The sequence below is a fragment of the Aureispira sp. CCB-E genome, assembly GCF_031326345.1.
GTDB lineage: Bacteria > Bacteroidota > Bacteroidia > Chitinophagales > Saprospiraceae > Aureispira.
In genome coordinates, this window is the sequence record NZ_CP133671.1 from 744995 (window position 1) to 768336 (window position 23342).

A 23342-nucleotide genomic window follows, 5' to 3' on the forward strand; every position below is an offset into this window, starting at 1 on the left:
TATTTCGTGGATTGTTTTAGAAATTAGCAGCGGCGCAGCTAACTATAGATAAACAGTTCCTTTGTGTTATTATCAATTTAGAAATTATACAACATGAAAATCACGTTCCAATTTTTACTCCCATTGCTATTCCTTTTTAGTAGCTGTCAAGATCCTGTTGAAGAAAAAAGTGCTGAGGCTGTTGCGGCTTATGAAGCAGAAGAATATGCCAAAGCCATTGAGCTAAACAAGGAGGTGTTGACTTTAGATTCTAATAATATACAGACTCGGTATAATCTGTTTGTTATTTACAAGTTGCAAAACCAAAATACACTAGCAATGAAAGAATTGCAGCAGGTGTTGGCAATCAACCCTGATGAATTGATTGCTAATATAGAGCTTGGGTTATTATATGATAAAATGGATCAGGCAAACGATGCTATTCCCTACTTGAAGAAGGCTGTTGTATTGGAAGATGACAACATTGCTACTCAAATGGCTTTAAGTAGGTGTTACCAAGAAATTGGAGAAAAACAATTGGCAATGGCACATGCTAATCGAGTGTTGGAATTGGACAACAGAAATATAGAAGCTTTGGACAATTTGGCAACGATTTCCGAAAGTGAGGGATTAATTGATCGGGCTATTGGTTATTACCATCAAATTTTAGAAATAGATTCCAATTACGCTGAAGCATATCCTATGATTTCTAATTTATATAGCTCTATCGGAAATGCAGAGCAATCTGTTTATTATGGTCAAAAAGCATTAAGTGTATTTCCCAATAATATTGACATGCTCAATAATATGGGCTTTATTTATTTGGAATTAAATGACTATCCCAATGCCTTGAACTATTTTGATCAAGTGATTGCCCAAGATTCTTCTTATGCGTATGCGTATAATAATAAAGGCTATGTGTTGATTCAAGAAGGCAATTATGCAGCTGCGTTAGAAGCCATTCAAAAATCCTTAGCATTGGATAATAATAATGCTTATGCTTATCGAAATATGGCAATTTGTTATGCTAATATGGGAGATAGAACAGCTAGCTGTGAGGCATTAGAAGCAGCAGAGAAGGTGGAATACGGACTTAGAATAAAAGCAGAATTAGCAGAATTAAAAGCAGCATATTGCTAATTTTTGTCTATGTTTTTTGTTTTAAGTTGCTGATTATTATGGTATTGGTATTGGGGTTTGTTCTATGATTGACCTAGGGTGTTTTTGTCTGAATTTTGACGACGCATTATATTTGTTGTTATACAGAATAATAGTTCGTTGAAAAACTTTATTAGTTTGATAATCAACAAGTTGTTTATTTGTTGTTTTTGTGTTAAAAATTTAATTATCAAGCTAATATGAATGTGTTTTTTTATCTTTTTGGTAAAAAAGTAAAAAATCAACGAACTACTAACAGAATAAATACTTTTTTAATTAAAATCTTCAGTTATGAAAACCCCTTTCTTTACCTTGCTAGTTGCTTTCTTTTTACTAGCATCTTCTAATGTGAATGCCTCACATCTTTCTGGTGCAGAATTTCGTTTTGAACACGTTAATGGCAACGACTATATTGTAAGCTTGTACATTTATAGAGATTGTAACGGAATTAATGTGCCAAGTATTGTGACTGTCAATATGGAGAGTATAAATTGTGGCATAAACAATAATATTACTTTACTTCAAACATCAGGTCCAACAGTAGTGACAACTATACCAGGCTCTCAAACTACTTGTATGGGGGGAATGGTGCAAGGCTATGAAGAGTATGTTTATAGTGATACGATTACTTTTCCTGCTCAATGTACAGATTGGTATTTTAATTGGAACTCTTGTTGTCGAAATTCGGCAATTACCAATCTAGTAAATCCAGGATCAGCGTCAATGTACATTGAATCTACGTTTGATAATACCATTGTTAATAATTCTCCAACGTATTTTATTGACCCTATTTTTTATGGAAGCATGGGGGCTAATTTTTCAGTTGCTTTAGGAGGGTTTGATGTAGATGGGGATCAATTGTTGTTTAGTTTGGCAGCTCCAGCAGATGGTGCGAACTCTTCTGTTGCTTTTGCTTCTGGGCTAAGTGCGGCACAACCTTTGGATATTTTAGCTGGGTCAACCGTTTCTTTCTCTTCAACTACTGGACAATTTAACTGTGTATTGGCTTCGGGAAGTCAAATTGTTGTCTTTGATGTCATTGTAGAAGAATGGAGAAATGGACAAAAAATTGCAGAACACAGACGTTCGCTACAGATTTTGCCAATCAATTTGGGGAACAACAGTCAAATGTTAGCGCCACCAACCGTTGGCAACCCAACCAATGGTACGGTTGTAGATGCGTACACTTTAGAGTATAACACGCCAGGGCAAGCATTTGGTTTTAGTATGTTATTTAACGATCAAGATGCCAATGATGTTATTACTTACAATGCTGCTTATTCTACCTTGGAAACGATTTTTCCTAATGCACAAGTGACGTCTAGCAATCCCAATGGCAACTTAAATGAGTTGGAGTTAAGCATTAGCATTCCAAATCCAAAGCCAACACTGTTCTCTATTGTAATTGAGGAAAACAATTACTTGCAACAAAGTTTCTCTTATGAGTTAAGAGATGCCAATGCTACTCATGTTGACAATCTAGAAAATCCCTTTACTAATGTACGTATTTATCCTAATCCTGTTGACAAAACCACAACATTTGAAGTGCCTGATATGATTTACAAAAAATTAGAATTGAATGTGTTTGATATGACAGGACAAGTGGTGCAAACTCAAGTGAAGGCAGGAACAAATGTGTTGGAGTTTAACCGTGGCGATCTTCCTGCTGGTGTATATAGCTTTCAACTAAAAGGAGATGGCAAGATGGTTAATACTGGATTGTTACAATTAAAATAAATAGCTTTTTAAGAATCATTACTCCGTCGAAGAATTGTATTAGTTTACTTCGTGAGCGCTTTGCTTTTAGTTAGCTTCGCTGCTACTTCGTGGTACCGTGTGAGGGCTTCGCAGTTGATTATTAGTAAGATGTATTTCTATTAGTCTTTGCACTAAAAAACTAAGCTTGCCGAGTAGGCTTGTGCTAGTAGCACAAAAGCCCAAGTTCATGACCAAAGGGAACTAGCCTTGTGCTCTCATGAGCGAACCGAGCATAGCGAGCTCACGACCGTAGGGAGTAACAAAGCGAATAATAATCAACGGGGTATTAAAGAATAAAACCTCAATAGAGTTGGATGAGTTGTTAGGAATTTTTAGGACGCATATACCCAAATCTCGTTTAATTCTTATGTAATACACCTTACCAACAGTTTTTAGTTAAGAAACCGTCTTGAATATATTCGAGATGGTTTTTTGTTGTTTATACCTAATTTAATCTCTACTCTATCGAAAATATAGCATGAAATTGGATATATCTTTGTATGTTGATATGCTGTAGGTGTGCCATCATGGTAAAAAGTGATTCAAGAAGAATCCAACGTCGTATCGTGAACTATTCTTAAGCACCTACCTATTTTATGAATTATATTAACAAGAGTTCGCCAGACGTTTTTTATTTAATTTGGTTTACAACTACCTAATAAAAAATAAAGCGAGCGACTAAATTAATCGATAAGAATGAGAATATTACTATTGATTCAACTGTTGTTTGGTACCTTACTAATAGGACAAGTGCCTCTGAGCAAGGATTATGTGAAGGAAAATTACAAAAAAGCAGTTTATCAAATCCCAATGCGAGATGGCGTTAAATTGTATACGATTGTTTATAGCCCAAAGGATAAATCTAAAAAGTATCCCTTTTTAATGCAAAGAACTTGCTATAGCATTCGTCCTTATGAAAAAGGTGTCTATCGTCGGAGTCTAGGACCATCTCCCTATTTAATGCAAGAAGGGTATATCTTCGTTTATCAAGATGTGAGAGGGCGATATATGTCGGAAGGTACCTTTGATAACATGCGTCCTCACATAACAGGAAATGATGTTAACAATAAAGAGGCAATTGATGAAAGTTCGGATACTTATGATACGATTGATTGGTTGTTAAAAAACATAAAAAATCACAATGGTAGAGTGGGACAGTGGGGAATTTCTTACCCTGGGTTTTATACGGCAGCGGCGATTCCTGAAGCTCATCCAGCACTCGTAGCTTCCTCTCCTCAGGCTCCAATTAGTGATTTCTTTTTTGATGATTTTCATCATATGGGAGCTTGTTTACAAAGTTACCTAAAGGCTTATCCTGTTTTTGGAATTCAAAAAGAAGAGCAAACGACTAAAAGTTGGTATGATACAGGATGGGAAAAGTTAAGTGCGTTGGAATTGGATGAGAACGATGCTTACAAATATCATAAAGCATTGGGACCTTTGAGCAAGGTAAGTGAAGTTTATGAAGGAAATTTCTTTTGGGAGCAAATGGTAGAACACCCTAATTATGACGACTTTTGGCAAAAACGGAGCATCTTGCCACATCTAAAAAAAGTGAACCATGCCGTTATGACAGTAGGTGGATGGTTTGATGCCGAAGATTTATATGGACCATTAAATATCTATAAAACCATAGAAAAAAATAATGCTCAAAATAAAAACACATTGGTTATGGGACCATGGTCCCATGGCGATTGGTCACGAGAAAAAGGAACTCAATCTGTTAATCACATTTATTTTGGCAAAGAAATATCTACTTTTTATCAAAAAAATATCGAATTTCCTTTCTTTGAATATTATTTGAAAGACAAGGGAGATCTAACATTGCCAGAAGCGTATTTATTTGATACAGGAAAAAAAGAATGGAAAACGTTTGCTGTTTGGCCTCCAATGGTTGAACAACCAACTCGATTGCGTTTTGCGCCCAATCAAAAATTAATCATTGACAAAGAGGTTGATTTAAAGGCAACTTTTAGTTATATTTCAGATCCTGATAATCCTGTTCCATATCGTTCGGAAGTAACGCCTGTACGCTTTACGCCTCGTCAATTTATGACAGACGACCAACGTCATGCTTCTAAACGAGCGGATGTATTGACCTTTGAAACAGAAGTATTGGTAGATGATTTTACCTTGGCGGGAGAGATTATGGCGAAACTGAATGTGGCTATTTCTACAACAGACGCAGATTTTGTTGTTAAAATTATAGATGTGTATCCTGATGATGAGCCTGCTACAGAAGCAACCCCACCTAATGTCGCCATGGGAGGCTATCAGCAATTGGTTCGCAGTGAGGTGTTTAGAGGTCGCTTTAGAAATAGTTTTTCTAAGCCAGAGCCTTTTAAACCCAATCAATTGGATTATGTAGAATTTCCATTACAGGACATTTTGCATACGTTCAAGAAAGGGCATAAAGTAATGATTCAAATCCACAGCACTTGGTTTCCTTACATTGATAGAAATCCTCAAAACTATGTAGAAAATATTTATAAAGCAAAAGAAGAGGATTTTGTTAAAAGCCAGATTACTTTATTGGGAACTAGCGAGATTGTTATTGGTGGAAAGAATAATTTTACGCCCAAATGAGATTAATATTTGTTTAACACAATTATTAAAAAAAGCCTACTTAGCTATTAGATGTTATGTAGGTTTTTTTATGAAATAACTAGTACGGAAGTTTATTGAAAAGATTTAAGAAATAATTCAGGAAGGTCAATTAGAAAGTAGATTTGAAATGGATCTTTTAAAATTAAATTTTAATTTAATTTAATTAGTTAATAAACAATGGGTAATGTGTTTTTTTTTGACTGTTTAAAATGATTGTTTTGGTTTAATCTTCTATTTAATTCTTTTCCTTAGAAGAAGACATTATTGATTATTATTAAGAACTTTAAAGTTAGCAGTTCAACATAAAATCATATTCTTCATAAAATAGTTAAAATCACTTTACGACTCTAACAATTGATAAGCGCCATACACTAAGTAGTTGAATACAAGTTTCTGTATTGGGATAAATGTTATAAACAGACTTTTTGATAATTATTTAGTTAGAGAATGGTGAACTGCACACACACATATATATATTTAGTATTAAGTAACCGTTCACTATAATTTATAGGTTAATTCCATTTTTTTGCACCACTCTTCATCAAAAAATTGCTTTAGTGTTCCAAGTGAATTGTTTGCTAATATTCCTATTCTATAGTTTGACGAACATTAAATGTGATTAAATTTTCCACCTATATATTTGCTTGTTCGATTACTGATTAATCTCATAATTAATTAATCTTATGTATTATTATCACTTATTACTGGGCATTTTGATTAGCAGTTCTTGTATTCAAGCTCAGAACTACAAACGGATGATGAATGATATGGACGTCAATTTTTATGATGTTTGTAAAGCCGCTGATCGTTATTTTGAAACCCACAGTAAAGGAAAAGGTTCTGGATGGAAAGGTTATCAACGATGGAGAGCATGGAATGAATCTCGTTATTATCCTTCAGGAGATCGGAAGAATATAGACCCCTATTTTCTAAAACATGCTTATGAAGCTTTTTTGAGGGACAACCCTCAACCTGAAAATTTATATCCAACAGGGTGGAATGATTTAGGCCCTTATGATGCCAATAATATTACCACCCATTACTCCCCAGGAATTGGACGAGTAGAGTGTTTTTATGTTAATCCTAATAATACACAGCAGATGTATTTGGGATCTAGAAGTGGTGGTTTTTGGAGAACAGGGGATGGTGGTTCTACTTGGCAGAATACAACTGATTTTTTGCTAGCTTCTGGTGTGAATACAATGGATGCTTCTCCAACTAATTCGGATTCTGTGATCATCAACATTCGAAATGCCTCCAATGGAGCTTCACATGGGATTTATCGTTCTAGTGATGCAGGAGCAACATGGACATTGACAGCTTTTAATTCAACGAACTTAAATTGGGGTGGGGTAGGAGATAATTGGCAAATATATAAAATTGTCTATCATCCAACTATTCCTAATTTGGTGTTTGTAGGAACAAATGCGGGTTTGTATCGTTCAACTGATAATTTGCAAACATGGACGAATTTGGTACCTGGTACACGAATTACAGATATTGAATTTCACCCCAATAGTGCAAATATTATTTATCTATACGATGGAAATGATTTTGGAAGTAACCTGTCTGTAATACTGCGTTCAACAGATTTTGGTTTAACATTTTCTCCCTCGGCTCCTATTGGTGGAAACAATGATGCTAAAGGAATTCTTGCGGTTACACCAGTCTGTCCCAATTGTGTTTATTTTGCCTCTAATAATGGTGTGTGGCGTTCGGATGATGCAGGGCAAAACTTTACTTTTTTGACTAACCCACCTTCAGATTGCGATGGTTTTGCGGTATCTGATGTAGACTCTTTACATTTGTGTTATGGCGATGTTGATACGTATGCGAGTTCAGATGGAGGATATAACTTTACAAAAGTAACTGAATGGACGACAGGGAATAATCCAGATACAACCTATATACATGCAGATTTGAGAACAGCAGAATGTATTAATGGTGTATTTTATGTAGGAACGGATGGCTATTTTTGCAAAAGTCCGAATAATGGACAGTCTTGGTATCGAATGAACGACGGTACTGGAATTCGTGAGTTTTACTCGGTCGGACTTAGTCAGTCCAATTCAAAAGTACAAATTGCTGGTTCACAAGATAATGGTACCAGTATACTCTCTGATTCTGGTTGGATCGAATGGTATGGAGCTGATGGTATGGAAGCTATTGTGCAGCCCTTAAATGATCAGTGGATGATTGGTAGCTGGCAATTTGGAGGACGTCGGAGAACGAATGATGGAGGAGCAAGTGGTGATAATCTTAGTGCGCCAGAAGCAGGTACTGGTGCATGGGAGGCACCTTTAATTATTGACCCTAATTCACAAATGAAGGTATACCACTTCATGGATAGTTTGTATGTTTCAGACGAATTCGGAGAAAGTTGGCGTTCTGTTGGAAATCCTAGTTTTTTGGGAAACATTCAGGTCGCTGCGATAGCCGAGAATAACTCTGATAATATTGTTGTGGTTCAGTACTCTGAAATAGAGTTATCACAAGATGGAGGGCAAACATTTACCAATATTGGCGCTGGACTACCTTTGTATTTTATTACAGACGTAGCATTTGACCCTAAGAATGATAGTACAATTGTAGTGACGTATAACCATTATCAATCAAACAACGAAAAAATCTACTTATCACATGACATGGGGCAGACATGGTCTGATATTACTTATAATTTAGGAAATATGCCTCTTCATTCTGTTGTTATTGACCATACCAATGCTTCTAATATTTATGTTGGAGCAGAAATAGGAGTATATTATAAGCCTATGAATTCAAATACATGGGTATTGTACAACCCAAGTTTGCCAAATACGACAATTGAAGACTTAGAAATTCAGTATGGTACGAATACAATACGAGCTGCAACGTGGGGGAGAGGTTTGTGGGAATACAGTTTGGTGGGGCGGAACAGTTTTCCTGCCATTTTAAAAACAACAATTACGGATCCTCCGACTTTAGAAGCTCCCAAAATGGGATCTTTGCAAGATGTTACTTCCGTAATTTCTTATAATAATAATCTGACAAGTGTATACGTCAAATGGTCGGCGAACAACCCTACTTTCGACAGTACCATATTGATGACAAATATTGTTGATAGTACTTGGAAAACGGCTACTCCATTGCCTATTTATCCTACTGGAACAAAGCTTTATTTTAAAGTGTATGCGGTGGGATCAAATGGAGATACAACGGAAACGTATAAGTTTATGTATACGGTTCGACCTTTGGAATATTGTGCAGCAAGTGGTAGTATGTTGTATGATGCAGCAGCAATTACCTTCGTAGATTTTGCGGGAATATCGCGATCTTCAGGAAAAACACAATCCTATACAAACTATACAATGACAGATTCTGCTACAGTTGTGTTATCTAACACTTACACATTGACCAACCATTTGAATACAGATGGGGATAATATCTTTGAAGCTAAGGTCTGGATTGATTGGAATCAAGATTTTGATTTTGAAGATGTGGGAGAAGAATACTACATGGGGGTAGCTGTTGATACTTTTAATGGTCCAACAGATGTATCACCTTTACCGATTACCGTTCCTGCTAATGCTGCTATTGGAAAAACTAGAATGAGAGTGGCTTGTTTAGATTTTAATCCAACGGCTTGTATGTCTGAAGAAGGAGGTGAAGTAGAAGATTATACTATTATTGTAAAGTCAGTTGGTTTAGGAGTCTCATCAACGATTACAACTCCTGTCCAGATTTTTCCAAACCCAACTAAAGGAACTTTTAGTGTAGATATGGGGGCATATTATGAGTCCATTGAAATTCAAATTATGGATGTCGCAGGCAAACTAGTTGATACGAAAACCTTCAAAAATAAGCAGACAATGAATTTAAATTTGGGGGAAGTAGCTGGTGTGTATGTGCTAAAAATACATGCTGATGAGATGGTAGGCACTTATAAAATAGTTAAAAAATAGTGAACTTTTATCTAGGGCGTTCGTAAATTAAAAAAGTAGCTAAGAGTCAATCTCTTAGCTGCTTTTTTATAAAAAGAATTACCCCAAAAAGCTCGAAAAAAGCTGTATATTGGGGTAATACCAAAATTTTTGCACTTACAATATCGAAATAAAATGTCGCAGTTAACATTATTTGCCTCAGAAATTGAAAATAGCCTAAAGTGGCAGATATTTAAATCGACAGACATAGGGCGTCTTTATCAATGTATTCCCCTTGAGGATTTAGCACAGTATTTTCCAGCTTTGCCGAAAAAAGGAAAAGATAGAATAATGAATGATCAAGGAGGGATAGCTCTTCAAATATTAAAATCATATCTAAACTTAAGCGATGCCAAATTGATAGCTCGGGTGAATACAGATTGGAGCTTACAGTTATTTTGCGGAGTCAATTTCGGTTTACATACTCGGATAAAAGACCAGGATTATGTTGGTCGATGGCGTCGTTGGTTATCTTCATACATGGATGTTCAAGGCTTACAAGAAATATTGCTAAAACATTGGAAAGAAGATTTATCAGACCAGCAATCTTGTCTAATGGATGCGACTTGTTATGAGAGCCATGTTCGTTTTCCAACCGATGCTAAATTGCTATGGGAATGCTGTGAATGGGTGTTTGAGACAATGTTTAGCATATGTAAAGATCATCGTATCAGAAAGCCTCGTTCAAAATATAAGGATAAAAAACAAGGATATAGCGCCTATTCCAGAAGGCGGAAAAAAGGCTATAAAAAGACCCAAAAGATCAAGAAACAATTGTTGTATCTATTAGAGAAAGGCTTGTGGCAACTGACTGAAATTATAGTTCAATGTAGCCCTGAAATCGCCCAGAAGGAAAAATTCCAAATGCGATTAGGTGTGATTTATAAGGTACTAGAGCAACAACAGGAGATTTATGAAAAGGGGGAAACAGCTGGAGCAGATAGAATTATCTCTTTAGCCAAACCCTACCTTCGCCCTATCGTTCGAGGAAAAGAAACCAAACGAGTAGAGTTTGGAGTAAAAGCCCATATGTTTGAAATAGGCGGGCTTTGTCTGATTGAGCATTTATCATTCAATGCGTTTAATGAATCAACAAGATTGAAGTCCACCGTTCGTCTCCACCAACAATATATTCGCAAGAAGGTAAAAATGTTAGGTGCAGATAAAATATATGCCACAAGAGAAAATCGGCGCTGGTGCAAAGCCAATGGCATTATTACTAACTTTGTTCCATTGGGACGCCCCAAGAAGCAAGAAAAAAACGCTGTCCAATCTGTCGCTCGAAAAGCATTAGATAAAGAAAGGTCTACGGTTTTGGAAGGCGCTTTTGGGAATCAAAAGATGCATTACAGTTTGGGTAGAGTTCGAGCCAAAACAGCAAAAACGGAAATACTGTGGATTGCTTTTGGCGTTTGGACTGCCGCAGCTATGAAAATCGCTCGTATAAGGGAGAATAAAGCTGCGCCGCCTCAAAATAGCACTCCAAAAGCAGCTTAATCAAGTCGCATACCCATTGCACTGTGGGATTACTATGCCTTGACTTGAATGAATTGCTCTTTTTTAGCTAAAAATATTGGAAGTATGTCATAAAAGGCGAAAGAGATTACAAAATCTAAAAAGCTCCCTCCAAATATTATTTGGAAAGAGCTTCTTCGACCTTTAGTGCAGGGAATGCCTAGCTATGGGGGTTGAATCAAGAATCCTTTGTGGAGTATTATTTACTACGCTCAAGAGGGCGTAAGTTTAGTTGCGCTACTTCATCGTTTGGCTGTTTGGTTTTTACAGAAAACTAAATGCTAGCTTTGTATTGGTTTGCTTTGTTAGGTTTTATCTGTTGATTATTAATTTTTTATGGTGTTAAGTGGTGTAATTTTTATAATCAACTGTATAGTACTCATGAAGTAAAGATTCAAACCCCATATTTCTTCTTTTTTAAGGAATGTTTATTATCGATTTTATTCCGAACTAAAAATGTTTAAATTCCTTATGAACAGTACAAAATGAATGTTTTAAATATTGTGAAAACCTCCAAAAACTAATATCTTAAAGATTGTATACACCACATAAACAGCAATCTTATGAATTATAAGTTATTATTAGGAATTATAATTGGTTACGCATGTAGCCTACAGGCTCAAAATTACAAACAATTGATGAACAATATGGATGTCAATTTTTATGATGTTTGTAAAGCGGCAGACAAGTATTATGAAACGCATAGTAAGGGAAAAGGGTCTGGATGGAAAGCCTATCAGCGCTGGAGAGCATGGAACGAAGATCGTTATTATCCTTCAGGCGATCGAAAAAATATAGATCCTTTCTTTCTGAAACATGCTTATCAAGATTTTTTAAGTAACAATCCTCAGCCCGAAAATTTATATCCAATGGGATGGAATGATTTAGGTCCCTATGATGCCAATAACATTACGACGCATTATTCACCAGGAATTGGTCGTGTAGAGTGCTTTTATGTTAATCCTAATCAGACACAACAAATGTACATGGGATCTAGAAGTGGAGGATTTTGGAGAACAGGAGATGGCGGTGCTACTTGGCAAAATACAACTGATTTTTTAGTAGCTTCTGGGGTAAATACAATGGATGCTTCACCTACAAATGCCGATTCTATTTTAATTAATATTAGAAATGCTTCCAATGGTTCTTCGCATGGAATTTTTCAATCAGGAGATGGTGGAGCAACGTGGGCATTGACGGCTTTTAATCCCACAAATTTGAGTTGGGGAGGCTTAGGGGATAATGACCAAATTTATAAAATTGCTTATCATCCAACTGTTCCCGATTTAGTGTTTGTGGGAACTTCTAAAGGCTTGTATCGTTCAACAGATAATCTACAAACATGGACGCAATTGTTACCCAATACCGACATTACGGATATTGAATTTCATCCCAATAGTGCTAATATTATTTACTTATACGATACGTATTACTGGGGAACCAATCAATCTGTAATCCTACGATCAACAGATTTGGGATTAACGTTTACACCTTCTGCTACAATTGCAGGAAATAATGATGCCCAAGGAATTATTGCTGTGACACCAGTCTGTCCCAATTGTGTTTATTTTGCTTCTGATAATGGTGTTTGGCGTTCGGATGATGCAGGACAAAATTTTACTTTTTTAACCAATCCCCCTTCTAGCTGTGATGGCTTTGCGGTTTCAGATGTGGATTCTTTGCACTTGTACTATGGCTATTTGGATACTTATGCTAGTTCAGATGGAGGTTATAATTTTACCCAAGTAACAGATTGGGCCAATAGTGCGCCCGACACAACCTATGTACATGCAGATTTGAGGACAGCAGAATGTATCAATGGTATTTTTTATGCAGGTACAGATGGCTATTTTTGTAAAAGCCCTGATAATGGGGCATCTTGGTATCGAATGAATGATGGGACAGGTATTCGGGAATTTTATGCCGTAGGGATTAGTCAGTCCAATTGGAAAGTTCAGATGGCAGGTTCTCAAGATAATGGTACGAGTATCTTGGCTGATACAGGTTGGATTGAGTGGAATGGAGGTGATGGCATGGAAGCAATAGTTCAACCTTTAAATGATCAATGGATGATTGGTAGTTGGCAGTTTGGAACTCGCCAACGGACACAAGACGGAGGACAATCTAGAAATGGTATAGGTTCACCAGAAGGAGGAAATGGAGACTGGCAAGCTCCTTTGATGTTTGACCCTAATTTACAAATGAAAGTCTATCATTGTATGGATAGTTTGTATGTTTCCGATGAATTTGGCGATGGATGGTATAGTGTCGGTACACCTAGTTTTAATGGAAATATCAAAATAGGTGTTGTTGCAGAGAACAATTCAAACAATATTATCTTGGTTCGAAATGATGCTATAGAGCTATCACAAGATGGAGGGCAGACTTTTTCTAGCATTGCAGCAGGCTTGCCAGGGCATTCTATTACTGATGTGGCTTTTGACCCTAAAGATGACAATACCATTGTTGTTACCTATAATCGTTATCAAGCGGATAATCAGAAAATATACCTGTCGCATGATATGGGACAAACGTGGACCAACATTACCTACAACTTAGGTAATATGCCATTGCGTACTGTTGTTATTGATCATACGGATGCTTCTAATATTTATGTTGGGGCAGAGATCGGTGTCTATTACAAACCGATGAATTCAAATACGTGGGTATTGTATAATCCTAATTTGCCTAATACAACTGTTCGAGATTTAGAAATCCAGTATGGAGCCAATACTTTGAGAGCCGCGACATGGGGCAGAGGTTTGTGGGAATATCACTTGGTGGGGCGTCACGATTTTCCAGCGATTTTAACCACAACCATTACGGATCCTCCGACTTTAGAAGCCCCAAAAATGGGATCTTTGCAAGATGTTACTTCCGTAATTTCTTATAATAATAATCTGACAAGTGTATACGTCAAATGGTCGGCGAACAACCCTACTTTCGACAGTACCATATTGATGACAAATATTGTCGATAGTACTTGGAAAACGGTTACTCCATTGCCCATTTATCCTACTGGAACAAAGCTTTATTTTAAAGTGTATGCGGTAGGATCAAATGGAGATACAACGGAAACGTATAAGTTTATGTATACGGTTCGACCTTTGGAATATTGCTATTCCGAAGGAAATATGGCCTACGGAACAGGCATTACATTGGTAGAGTTTGCAGGCATTGCGCGTACTTCTGGAAAAACACAACCTTATACAGATTATACCTTAACAGACTCAGCACGTGTTATGGTGTCCAATAGTTATAACCTGAGAAATAATTTGAATACAGATGGTAATTATGCCATTTATTCTAAAGTTTGGATTGATTGGAATCAGGATTTTGATTTTGATGATGCTGGAGAAGAGTATGATTTGGGATTTGCTCAAAATACAGGTAATGGTGCGACCATCTTATCGCCTTTAACCATTGCAGTTCCTGCTAATGCCGCTATTGGGAAAACTAGAATGCGGGTAGGTTGTTTGTATAATGCTGCTCCAACAGCTTGTATGACAGGTGGAGATGGAGAGGTTGAAGATTATACGATTATTGTAGAACCGATTGGTCTGGATGTAAAAACGACGATTGCGACACCTGTTCAAATTTATCCAAATCCAACAACAGGAATATTTAGGGTAGATCTAGGGGGGACTTATGATGCTGTTAAAATAGAAATAATGGATGTGGCAGGAAAAATAGTAACACAAGAACTATTTGAGCAAACTCAAGTAATGGATTTGAAGTTGGGAACAGCAGCAGGAGTTTATGTCATCAAAATATATGCGGATAACACGGTGGGAACCTATAAGATTATTAAAAAATAATGCTTACCGAAGGATCAAATTTGAGTTAAAGAAAAGGATTAAAAGCATAGTATGAGAATTAGCCTATTCATTTTGACAACAACGATTATACTAGGGAGTTGTCAAAGCGCTCCAAAAGAAAGTACAGAAATGCCTGTAGAAGGGGAAAGTACATTAAAGCAACAACGATTGATACACCCCAATCTAAAGCAAGGGCGATACAATGTTGCTTTTTTAATTATGGATGGGGTTTACAATACAGAGTTGACAGCACCTTTTGACATCTTTCAACACACTATTTTTAGAGATAGTATCCAAGCAATGAATGTATTTACCGTTGCCAATAAGGCGGATTATGTTAGAACATTTGAGGGAATCCACATTGTTCCAGATTTTAATTATTTAGAGGATAGTTTGCCAACAATAGATATTTTGGTAGTGCCTAGTGCTGAACATCATTTGGATAGTGATTTAAACGATCAAAAAATGTTGGCTTTTGTGCGTGAAACGTCCAAGAAGGCTATGTATGTTATGTCTCATTGTGATGGAGCATTTGTTCTAGCCAAGAGTGGTATATTGAAGGGGCGAGCATCCACAACATTTCCAGCAGATATAGCTGCTTATCGCCAAATGTTTCCTAATTTAACCATCCACGAAGATGTTTTATTTGTGCATGATGGTAAATTTATTACCTCAGCTGGTGGAGCAAAATCTTTTGAAGCTTCTCTCTATCTTTGTGAATTGTTGTATGGAAAAAAAGTAGCCGATCAACTGGCAAAAGGATTGGTTATTGATTGGAATTTGAATGGTTTGAAATATTTGAATGTAGCCGAAGAGTAATGACCAAAAAATTAGAAATATTATACCAAGATAATTGTATGGTTGTTATCAATAAGCCAAATGGTTTGTTGGTGCATCGCAGTGCAATAGCTAATGACGCAGAAGAGTTTGCCTTGCAATTATTACGAGATCAAATTGGGCAATTTGTCTACCCAGTACATCGTTTGGATCGAAAAACTTCAGGCGTATTAATTTTTGGTTTGGATAAGGAAAGTACTCGGCTATTGCAACAAGAAATAGAACACCAGCAAACTAAAAAAGAGTATTATGCTATTGTTCGAGGCTATTTCCCTGAAGAAATGGTGGTCGATTATGCTTTGAAAAACGATAGGGGAAAAATACAGGAGGCAGTGACAGAGTTTAAATGCTTAAAAAGGACAGAACTAAATATTCCTTTTGGCAAACATTCAACTTCTCGTTATTCACTCATTGCCGCTTATCCAAAGACAGGACGAATGCATCAAATTAGAAAACATTGCAACCATTTGAGACATCCAATTGTTGGAGATAGACCGCATGGTTGCAACAAGCAGAATCGTTTGTTTAAAGAAAAATGGGACATGATAACTATGTTGCTTCATGCCAAAAAAATAGAACTTCAGCACCCTGTAACTAGACAAAAATTGACAATCCAAGCCACGTTTCCCAAAGAGTTTTTACGGATGCAAGAGGTGTTGTTGTTGGAATAATTGATTGTACACCCAATACTAGTTAGTTGTACTATTGCTAATTTAAATTTATCTAATAAAAATAACTATGGCTTCTAATCAATACGCTGTAAAAGTAACAATCGGGCAAAATGGTCTTACATCAGATATCGACATTAACCAGCATCATCTTAAAGCAGATGAACCACAATCAGTTGGCGGAAATAACGAGGGACCTACTCCTTATGAGTTGTTGTTGTCTAGCCTTGGCGCTTGTACGGCTATGACGCTAAAAATGTATGCTTCTAGAAAAGAATGGGAATTAAAGGAAGTAGTGGTTGAGTTGAGTCATTCTAAGGATTATCACCAAGATTGCATAGATTGTGAGAAATCTTCTGCAAAAGTAGATATCATAGATCGACGCATTCATATAACAGGCGATTTGGATGAAAAACAAATCGAACGCTTGATGAAAATAGCAGACAAATGCCCTGTGCATAAAACATTAACAAGTGATACTATCATTAAAACAACATTAGCAAAATGAAACAATTGATCTGGATACTAGTCCTATTTTTTTTAGGAGCTTGTAACAACAACAGCCAAGAGGCGAAGTCATTGATTGGCAAATGGAAAATATATAAAACAGTACTAGATAACAAGGACATTAGCAAAAGTTCAGACCCTTCTAATGAGAATGGAATTGAATTTAAAGCAGATGGTCAATATGTTGGCTTTGGAAATCCTGGACATCAAGGCGCTGGTACATACGAATTAAAAGATAATGTGGTTATCTTTAAAAGTGAGTTAACTCCAGGAAATACAGAAGCAGAAATGACATTAGAACAAGATACTTTGCATTTAAAAATGTTAATGGATGGTTCTAAGCCACTATCAATGAGTTTGTATCGAATGGATTAAGGTTTGACTGTAAAATCGGGACAATCCAAGCGAATGTCAGTGTTTAGTAATTTTTCATTTAATAAATTGCAAAAATGATCTCCTTCATTTTTTGTATAGAATTGGCAATTGTAACACATTCGTTGCACTTCCAAAATACCTGTTTTATTCAAACGGAGAATCAAGGTACTAAGGGTATTGAATAAGTGCTCTTGCTCTTGTTCTGGTAAGGCTCCTATTAGTTTATAAATAGGCGTCGTAAAATGCTTTGCTTCAGCAATAATTGCTTGACCTGCTGGAGTAATAACTATAGAATAGGCTCTCTTATCTATCGCAGAAGGATGTTTGTCAATGAGCTCTTTTTTCTTTAATACTTTTACGGCATCGCTAATGGTAGGTTTGGAAACATTAAATTCTTTGGCAAGGTAACTGACATTACACAAATCTTCGGCATGATACTCTACAAACATTAAAATTTGAATTTGAATGGGGCTAAGACCAATGACCTTAGAATGTTGCCATAGCAATAGCCTGAATACTTCAGAAACACGTTCTAGCCCAGCTACAATTTTACTTGTAAAGTCATTGTTTTGAGTCGATAAATCAAATGCACTATTTTTCATAAAATTAAAGATTGCCTGTAAGAAAATATCTTACAGGCTAAGTTAGTAATCCTAATTATATAAGTCAAAATTAGGTACAATTTTCTAACTCAATAATTGTATATCCTTTGGTTTGTATGCCTTGTACAATTTCTTGAGTAGCTTCTTCTATATGACAAAAGTTACACCTTTTACTGCTTAAATCTACTGTCTCAAACGTTTTTTGTTTTAAATAATCTTTCCCAAATGTTAGGATTTGTTCTTGGTCTGTCAAATCGTTCGGAACCAAAATATCAAAATGCATTACTTTTCCATCTAAACGCTTGACATAGGTATCCCATACGGCAACTTTCATAAATTGTTAGTTTAAAATGATTAATTTTGAATCTTTTAGATCTCCAGTTGCGTTGTCTATAATTTGGAGTGTATAGGTACCACTAGCTCCTATAGACGATACTGGTATTGTAGTATTCGTTTGTTGGATGGTTGTTTGATAGGCTAGCATGCCTGATATGGTAAATATTTGAACGGAGTATGCACCTAAATTAATTGTATGGTCTAATTCTAAATTTACAACCGTTGATGCTGGGTTAGGGTAAACCTTGATCGTAGAAGGATTGATTAAACCCAAGCCCGTTTGTTGAGAAATATTCATAGTAAGGGTATCACAGCTATGTGTCCCAACCGAGTAAGGTAGTCCTAAATTGCCCGATGCAATATCCAAAATTTCGTATACACCAAGCATCGGGCGAGTGCTGTCTGATGTATTAACTTGCATATATGCGGAGACTCCATCGTAATTAAATTGATCTTGGTAGTTTACTCTGTACAAAGGAACTGTACAAGTAATCGTACGCCCTGATTGAACAACAGGGAAGCCTGGACTATCCATATACATCGGCATTCCTGGATTGGTTGGAGGCAGAGTACTCGATAGAGAAGTTGCTTTGACCGCCAAACCACCTGCAACGCTTGTGTCATTGACTAATAATACCCAATGAGGGTGCCAAACTATTCCGTCATTCGAATAATTGGCATCATTGTTTTCATCCCAAAGTGGCGTATCGTCAAAATCAGGATGAGAGGTTAATGCTAGAGCAACAATTCCGGTAGTTGTATCAAATCCTATATCATAAGCATTCAACGTGGTAGGGAAAACGTAACCAAGTACTGGCGCACCATCCAAAGCTCCTATGGCTGTGGGAACAGAATCGCCAGCAATTCCATGCACTTCTATTGAAAAAACGAGTTGTTGTAATGCCGCATTTTTTGTGACAGACACATTGCTAATTTCAAAATCTTGTGCTGAAAGTGTTGTTAAGAATAGTAATAATAATCCAAAAATAGTTTGTAGTTGTTTCATTGTTTCTAAAAATAAAAGCATAGCTAAGATGTAATTAGCAGTCCTAACTATATGGATGAAGAAATTATTTTAGATATTTTAGTGAAGCTCCAAAATTAATGTGCAGAACATTGCCATTAGGGGTAACAAGTGCAGGGACAGATTGTACGCCATATTTCTCGGCTTCCGTTATTTGAGAAGGGCTTTCGCCTAAGTGGATAACTTCTACATTGGAAGGGGCAATTAAGTTTAAAATTTCTTGCTCTGCTGAAACACATACAGGGCATCCTGCGTGATAAAAAATAGACTTGTTCATAATTGTTTAGTTTAAGTGAAGCAATATTGCTTGGCACAAATATAGTTAGGATTCCTAATTAAAAAAATTATTTTGAAATTTTTATTATTAACCAAGCCAATTATTTTTTTAAATAAGATTGAGATTGGGTGGTTTAAGGCAGCTGAAAGAAGGCTTAAACGTTTAAAAATAGGTAGTTATAGATAGCTTAGACCAACCGTTTAACTGTTGGTTGAATTTAAAAGAATGTTGCAAATTGTTGTCCCAATTGTTTTAAATAAGGGAGCCCTTCCACCGATTCTAACATGAAAGAAGGCAAACTATCTAATCCTAGACAGCCTGCTAAAATTCCTGTTGTAATAGAAGCAACAGAGTCTACATCTCCACCTAGGCAAACTGATTTTTGAAGAGCATCAAAAGGGCTTTGTGCATATTTAAGCAAATACAAAACACAACCAGTTGTATACATTGAATCCGAAGGAACGCCCTTGATACCTGCTAAAAAATAGGGCGCTTGAATGGGTTGCGAACCACATAATATTTCAAAGTGTTCGGAAGTGAGCAAGTCATAATCAGGCAGCTGATTTACCTGTCTCAAATAGCGAGAATAGCCTTGATTAAAAGCAATCGTTTGCAAGCAATAAGGAATGATATTGAAAGCATTTCCTTTTTTTCTTAATAGGTATTCTGCTGCTCTAGCAATAGCTTGGCTAGCTAAAATTGCTTGAATATTAGGATGAGTTGCCTTGGCGTTAATGGCGGCATAAGCATTGATCAAAGTAGAGGAAACTAAACCTAGAGGAACTGCTCTCATCGCAGGGGCATTGCCAGGATTGGGGCGATTTTTTTGAAAGGCGCGAATTTCTTCTATTGTTTTTTCTCCTGAGTAGTACCAACTCATAGAACCATGACCATTTCTCCCAAAACCTTTTTCGGTGATCCCTTTTTTATATTCTTCTTCCCATTTTTGAAGTAATAATTGTTCTGAAAAATTTTCTGATGAAACCAGTGCCTTAAATACGCCAATTGTCATTTCCGTGTCATCGGTATAATCCCAAGCAGTATAGTTTTTCGTAAATGCTGTTATTTGCTCTGGGGGGACAGGTATAGATGCCCTTGCATTGACAAAAGAAGAAAAATCTACGGTAGCTCTAATCCAGTCTCTATCTTGAAATTCTACTCCAGCACCAAAAGCATCTCCAATAGCCGTTCCTATAAGTAAATGTTGAAGATTCATGATATGTATGGTTCATCAATAAGCAATTAAGTGGTTGGTTGTTCTATTTGACTTAATCGAAAACTTTCAGCCAAAACAGTTGAAATAATAATCACTCCACCGATAATGGTTCTCAATTCGGGAACTTCTCCCAAAATAAGGAGCCCTATTAATATACCATAAATAGGTTGAGTGCAGCTAATGATACTAGCGGTAGTCGTAGAGAAATTTTTTAAACTATACAAAAATAACGTATGCCCAATAGAAGTTGTTAATAAAGCCAATAAAATAGTGGCTGGTAAATACTTCACCAAATTAGAATTGTCTAATATTCCCACAAACGGAGCCCACAATATAGCAATCGTTAATAATTGGTAAACCATTAATACAGAACCATTGTAGGTATCAACCTTAGATTTCATCATAAGATTGCGAAAGGCATAACAGACAGCTGATAAGACTCCAAATCCAACGGCTTTAAATTGACTGTTCTCCAAACTGAAATCAGGCACCAAAAAATAAATGCCAATCAATACTAATAAACAGAGTACAAGGTGGAAGGCAAGAATTTTTGTTTTTAAGAATATGGGCTCTAAAATGGCCGTAATTGCTGGAAAAGTAAATAGCGAAAGCATTCCTATTGCTACGTTTGACAACTGCAAGGCATAGAAATAGGTCGTCCAATGCAAACCTAACAGAATGCCACTGATAAAAACTGTTTTTCTATCCTTGGGCTGAATGGTCAGGGAAGCTTTTTTCCATTGGCAGAAAATAAACAGCACAATGCAGGCGAGGAGTGCTCTAAGCTCTATGACAATCGGACTAGGCATATTGATATACCTTCCTAATACCCCTGATGTACTGATAAAAAGCATGGCTAAGTTAAGCTCTAATAAGTTTCTAAGGAGGTTGCCTTTGTTCATAACAATATTTTAGTAGTCTACTCTATTTAGTAGCTCGTTGGTTAGCTTTGCTGCTACTGCGTGGTTTCAACGAACTATTGTCTATTGTCAACAAGGTATTAAAATTCTACTAATTAGATGACTTATATTGAGCCATAGATATAGTAGAAAATTTTTAGAAAGGAGTCAATGTTCCCTATTTAAAGCTAAAAAATGGGTTCTAGAGATTAATAGTGCTTGTTACAGAAATGCAGATTTTACTTCATTAACTAATTTAGTTCCATCTGGATCACCCATTGTCTTCAATTGGCAGAATTTTTCTGCCCATTCTGAAGTTCTTATTCTGAGTGGTGGTGTGGCACTATTGGCTACTTCTAAAATAACTTGTGCTACCTCAAGCCCTGTTTGATACACTTGAAGCGAACTTTTAGAGGCTCTTTCCAAATTTCCTTTCATATAACGTTCAAAAATAGGCAGGTACTCTCCACTAGATAGCTGACCATCTACACTCGTTTTATGAATGGCAGAACTCATAAATTCAGTACTAATTCCACCAGGTTCTACCATAGAAAATTTAATATTAAAAGCATCACTAACATAACTAGCTAGACTTTCGGTATAGCCTTCTACGGCAAACTTTGCTGCACAGTAAAATTCATTAAAAGGTTGTCCTACCAAGCCTCCAACCGATGTAATGTTGATAATATGTCCAAAGCGTTGTTGGCGCATAATGGGCAAGACAGCTTTGGTACAACGAACGACACCCAAGTAGTTGACATCCGTTACCCATTGCATTTCTTCTTCACTAGTTTGTTCTGTTGTCTTTCCAAAACCAGCACCAGCATTGTTAACTAACAAATCAATTTTGCCATCTTCTGCAATAATGGTATCAATGGCTTTTTGAATCGTTTGGATATCGGTTACATCTAACGTCAAAATGTGGATGTCTAAGTTTTCTGCTTTAATTTTTTCTTGCAATGTGGTGCTTTTTTGAGTATTGCGCATACTTGCATAAACTTTGTAACCGTTCTTTGCAAATAAAACAGCACTTTCTAGCCCAACACCAGTAGATGTTCCTGTAATTAAGACATTTTTTTTCATTGTTATAGTATTTATTTAAATCTGGAATGAATGTTCATTCCAAAAATAGGATAAAAAAATTATTCTTTTATAGCATCCCAAACCATCTGAAGTTGGTTCTTGAGAGAAGTATTTTTTTGAGAAGAAGTAGTCGTATGGTACCACTTAACAAAAGAAAAAATGGAACCACCTAAAAATTGTAAAAGCTCTTCTAGTTCTATGGATTTAATAATTCGCTCTTGTTGTCCTGTTTGCAAGGTTTTTACAACTGGTTCTATGGTTTGGTAACCAATATTTTTACTTTCTGAAGTGATAATAGGAGAACCTTGTAGCTGTTCCATGAATTTGTAATAGGCAGGGTTTTTAATATAGAATTGCACAACAGCTATGTAATAGGCTTCAAACTGGGTTTTGATGGGGGCATTGACATCTACAGGAGCAAGGATAGCGGCTTCTTTTTCTTTTATATCTACATAAATTGCATTGATCAAAATTTCTTTGTTGTCAAAGTAGTTATAAATAGTGCCCATACCTGTCTTTGCTGACTTGGCGATAGCAGACATAGGAGTAGCATGTATCCCATTGTTAGCTAAGAGCTGTACACCCGCATTTAATATGTTGTCCTTTTTTGTCATGTTGCAAAGGTATATTATTGGAATGAATATTCCAAGCATAAAGAGCGGTTTTCAAATAATGGATTGGTCTGTTGAAGGCAACTTGAAGTACTAGTGCATCATAACTAGAA

Annotated in this window: 18 protein-coding genes; 10 read left to right on the top strand and 8 right to left on the bottom strand. The window is 36.3% G+C overall.

The features are described 5' to 3' along the window. Positions 1–93: 93 nt before the first annotated feature. The 10 genes from QP953_RS02885 to QP953_RS02930 all read left to right on the top strand — a co-directional run bounded on the left by QP953_RS02885 (position 94) and on the right by QP953_RS02930 (position 17181). Positions 94–1119, top strand: coding sequence for a lipopolysaccharide assembly protein LapB (locus QP953_RS02885; protein ID WP_052597921.1), 1026 nt, complete (start codon positions 94–96; stop codon positions 1117–1119). Positions 1120–1428: 309 nt separating this feature from the next. Then, the gene (locus QP953_RS02890) at positions 1429–2874 is read left to right on the top strand and encodes a T9SS type A sorting domain-containing protein (protein WP_309553902.1); all 1446 of its coding nucleotides are present in this window, start codon (positions 1429–1431) and stop codon (positions 2872–2874) included. 717 nt (positions 2875–3591) lie between these two features. Continuing rightward, positions 3592–5481, top strand: a complete 1890-nt coding sequence (locus tag QP953_RS02895) for a CocE/NonD family hydrolase (protein ID WP_309553903.1) — start codon at positions 3592–3594, stop codon at positions 5479–5481. Between the two features lie 704 nt (positions 5482–6185). Further along, entirely contained in the window at positions 6186–9443 is a 3258-nt protein-coding gene (locus QP953_RS02900; RefSeq protein WP_081909577.1) for a GEVED domain-containing protein, read from the top strand. Positions 9444–9596: 153 nt separating this feature from the next. Next, entirely contained in the window at positions 9597–10958 is a 1362-nt protein-coding gene (locus tag QP953_RS02905; protein WP_052597925.1) for a transposase, read from the top strand. A 581-nt stretch (positions 10959–11539) separates the two neighbouring features. Further along, complete coding sequence (locus QP953_RS02910; protein WP_309553905.1) at positions 11540–14794, top strand: VPS10 domain-containing protein; 3255 nt, start codon at positions 11540–11542, stop codon at positions 14792–14794. Positions 14795–14845: 51 nt separating this feature from the next. Further along, positions 14846–15613 (top strand): DJ-1/PfpI family protein, encoded by a 768-nt coding sequence (locus QP953_RS02915; RefSeq protein WP_309553907.1) that lies wholly within the window; start codon positions 14846–14848, stop codon positions 15611–15613. Further along, the gene (locus QP953_RS02920; RefSeq protein ID WP_052597928.1) at positions 15613–16302 is read left to right on the top strand and encodes a pseudouridine synthase; all 690 of its coding nucleotides are present in this window, start codon (positions 15613–15615) and stop codon (positions 16300–16302) included. Before QP953_RS02915 ends, QP953_RS02920 begins: the two co-directional genes overlap by 1 nt. 67 nt (positions 16303–16369) lie before the next feature. Continuing rightward, positions 16370–16807, top strand: coding sequence for an OsmC family protein (locus QP953_RS02925; protein ID WP_052597929.1), 438 nt, complete (start codon positions 16370–16372; stop codon positions 16805–16807). Beyond that, positions 16804–17181 (top strand): hypothetical protein, encoded by a 378-nt coding sequence (locus QP953_RS02930; protein ID WP_052597930.1) that lies wholly within the window; start codon positions 16804–16806, stop codon positions 17179–17181. Before QP953_RS02925 ends, QP953_RS02930 begins: the two co-directional genes overlap by 4 nt. On the opposite strand, the gene QP953_RS02935 is transcribed toward QP953_RS02930, so the two are convergent. The 8 genes from QP953_RS02935 to QP953_RS02970 form a co-directional block, all read right to left on the bottom strand. Next, complete coding sequence (locus QP953_RS02935) at positions 17178–17783, bottom strand: MarR family winged helix-turn-helix transcriptional regulator (RefSeq protein WP_052597931.1); 606 nt, start codon at positions 17781–17783, stop codon at positions 17178–17180. The two genes, QP953_RS02930 and QP953_RS02935, sit on opposite strands and share 4 nt — an antisense overlap. A 70-nt stretch (positions 17784–17853) precedes the next feature. Continuing rightward, positions 17854–18117, bottom strand: coding sequence for a DUF2024 family protein (locus QP953_RS02940; RefSeq protein ID WP_052597932.1), 264 nt, complete (start codon positions 18115–18117; stop codon positions 17854–17856). 6 nt (positions 18118–18123) lie between these two features. Continuing rightward, the gene (locus tag QP953_RS02945; protein WP_309553909.1) at positions 18124–19125 is read right to left on the bottom strand and encodes a T9SS type A sorting domain-containing protein; all 1002 of its coding nucleotides are present in this window, start codon (positions 19123–19125) and stop codon (positions 18124–18126) included. 64 nt (positions 19126–19189) lie between these two features. After that, positions 19190–19420, bottom strand: a complete 231-nt coding sequence (locus QP953_RS02950) for a thioredoxin family protein (RefSeq protein ID WP_309553910.1) — start codon at positions 19418–19420, stop codon at positions 19190–19192. Positions 19421–19637: 217 nt separating this feature from the next. Further along, positions 19638–20636: an ADP-ribosylglycohydrolase family protein gene (locus tag QP953_RS02955; protein ID WP_052597934.1), complete on the bottom strand. Its 999-nt coding sequence runs from the start codon at positions 20634–20636 to the stop codon at positions 19638–19640. 26 nt (positions 20637–20662) lie between these two features. Continuing rightward, a complete protein-coding gene (locus QP953_RS02960) occupies positions 20663–21538 on the bottom strand; it encodes a DMT family transporter (RefSeq protein ID WP_052597935.1) in 876 nt (291 codons plus the stop codon). A 219-nt stretch (positions 21539–21757) separates the two neighbouring features. After that, positions 21758–22618, bottom strand: coding sequence for an SDR family oxidoreductase (locus tag QP953_RS02965; RefSeq protein ID WP_309553911.1), 861 nt, complete (start codon positions 22616–22618; stop codon positions 21758–21760). Between the two features lie 59 nt (positions 22619–22677). Continuing rightward, positions 22678–23232 (bottom strand): TetR/AcrR family transcriptional regulator, encoded by a 555-nt coding sequence (locus QP953_RS02970; protein WP_309553913.1) that lies wholly within the window; start codon positions 23230–23232, stop codon positions 22678–22680. Between the last annotated feature and the right edge of the window lie 110 nt (positions 23233–23342).

What these genes read in the sequence shown, in the direction of transcription:
- QP953_RS02960 (WP_052597935.1), bottom strand. Translation starts at nt 21,538, where the DNA reads ATGAACAAAGGCAACCTCCTTAGAAACTTATTAGAGCTTAACTTAGCC.
- QP953_RS02905 (WP_052597925.1), top strand. Translation starts at nt 9,597, where the DNA reads ATGTCGCAGTTAACATTATTTGCCTCAGAAATTGAAAATAGCCTAAAG.
- QP953_RS02945 (WP_309553909.1), bottom strand. Translation starts at nt 19,125, where the DNA reads ATGAAACAACTACAAACTATTTTTGGATTATTATTACTATTCTTAACA.
- QP953_RS02910 (WP_309553905.1), top strand. Translation starts at nt 11,540, where the DNA reads ATGAATTATAAGTTATTATTAGGAATTATAATTGGTTACGCATGTAGC.
- QP953_RS02920 (WP_052597928.1), top strand. Translation starts at nt 15,613, where the DNA reads ATGACCAAAAAATTAGAAATATTATACCAAGATAATTGTATGGTTGTT.
- QP953_RS02935 (WP_052597931.1), bottom strand. Translation starts at nt 17,783, where the DNA reads ATGAAAAATAGTGCATTTGATTTATCGACTCAAAACAATGACTTTACA.
- QP953_RS02890 (WP_309553902.1), top strand. Translation starts at nt 1,429, where the DNA reads ATGAAAACCCCTTTCTTTACCTTGCTAGTTGCTTTCTTTTTACTAGCA.
- QP953_RS02895 (WP_309553903.1), top strand. Translation starts at nt 3,592, where the DNA reads ATGAGAATATTACTATTGATTCAACTGTTGTTTGGTACCTTACTAATA.
- QP953_RS02915 (WP_309553907.1), top strand. Translation starts at nt 14,846, where the DNA reads ATGAGAATTAGCCTATTCATTTTGACAACAACGATTATACTAGGGAGT.
- QP953_RS02970 (WP_309553913.1), bottom strand. Translation starts at nt 23,232, where the DNA reads ATGACAAAAAAGGACAACATATTAAATGCGGGTGTACAGCTCTTAGCT.
- QP953_RS02965 (WP_309553911.1), bottom strand. Translation starts at nt 22,618, where the DNA reads ATGAAAAAAAATGTCTTAATTACAGGAACATCTACTGGTGTTGGGCTA.
- QP953_RS02925 (WP_052597929.1), top strand. Translation starts at nt 16,370, where the DNA reads ATGGCTTCTAATCAATACGCTGTAAAAGTAACAATCGGGCAAAATGGT.
- QP953_RS02900 (WP_081909577.1), top strand. Translation starts at nt 6,186, where the DNA reads ATGTATTATTATCACTTATTACTGGGCATTTTGATTAGCAGTTCTTGT.
- QP953_RS02940 (WP_052597932.1), bottom strand. Translation starts at nt 18,117, where the DNA reads ATGAAAGTTGCCGTATGGGATACCTATGTCAAGCGTTTAGATGGAAAA.
- QP953_RS02950 (WP_309553910.1), bottom strand. Translation starts at nt 19,420, where the DNA reads ATGAACAAGTCTATTTTTTATCACGCAGGATGCCCTGTATGTGTTTCA.
- QP953_RS02955 (WP_052597934.1), bottom strand. Translation starts at nt 20,636, where the DNA reads ATGAATCTTCAACATTTACTTATAGGAACGGCTATTGGAGATGCTTTT.
- QP953_RS02930 (WP_052597930.1), top strand. Translation starts at nt 16,804, where the DNA reads ATGAAACAATTGATCTGGATACTAGTCCTATTTTTTTTAGGAGCTTGT.
- QP953_RS02885 (WP_052597921.1), top strand. Translation starts at nt 94, where the DNA reads ATGAAAATCACGTTCCAATTTTTACTCCCATTGCTATTCCTTTTTAGT.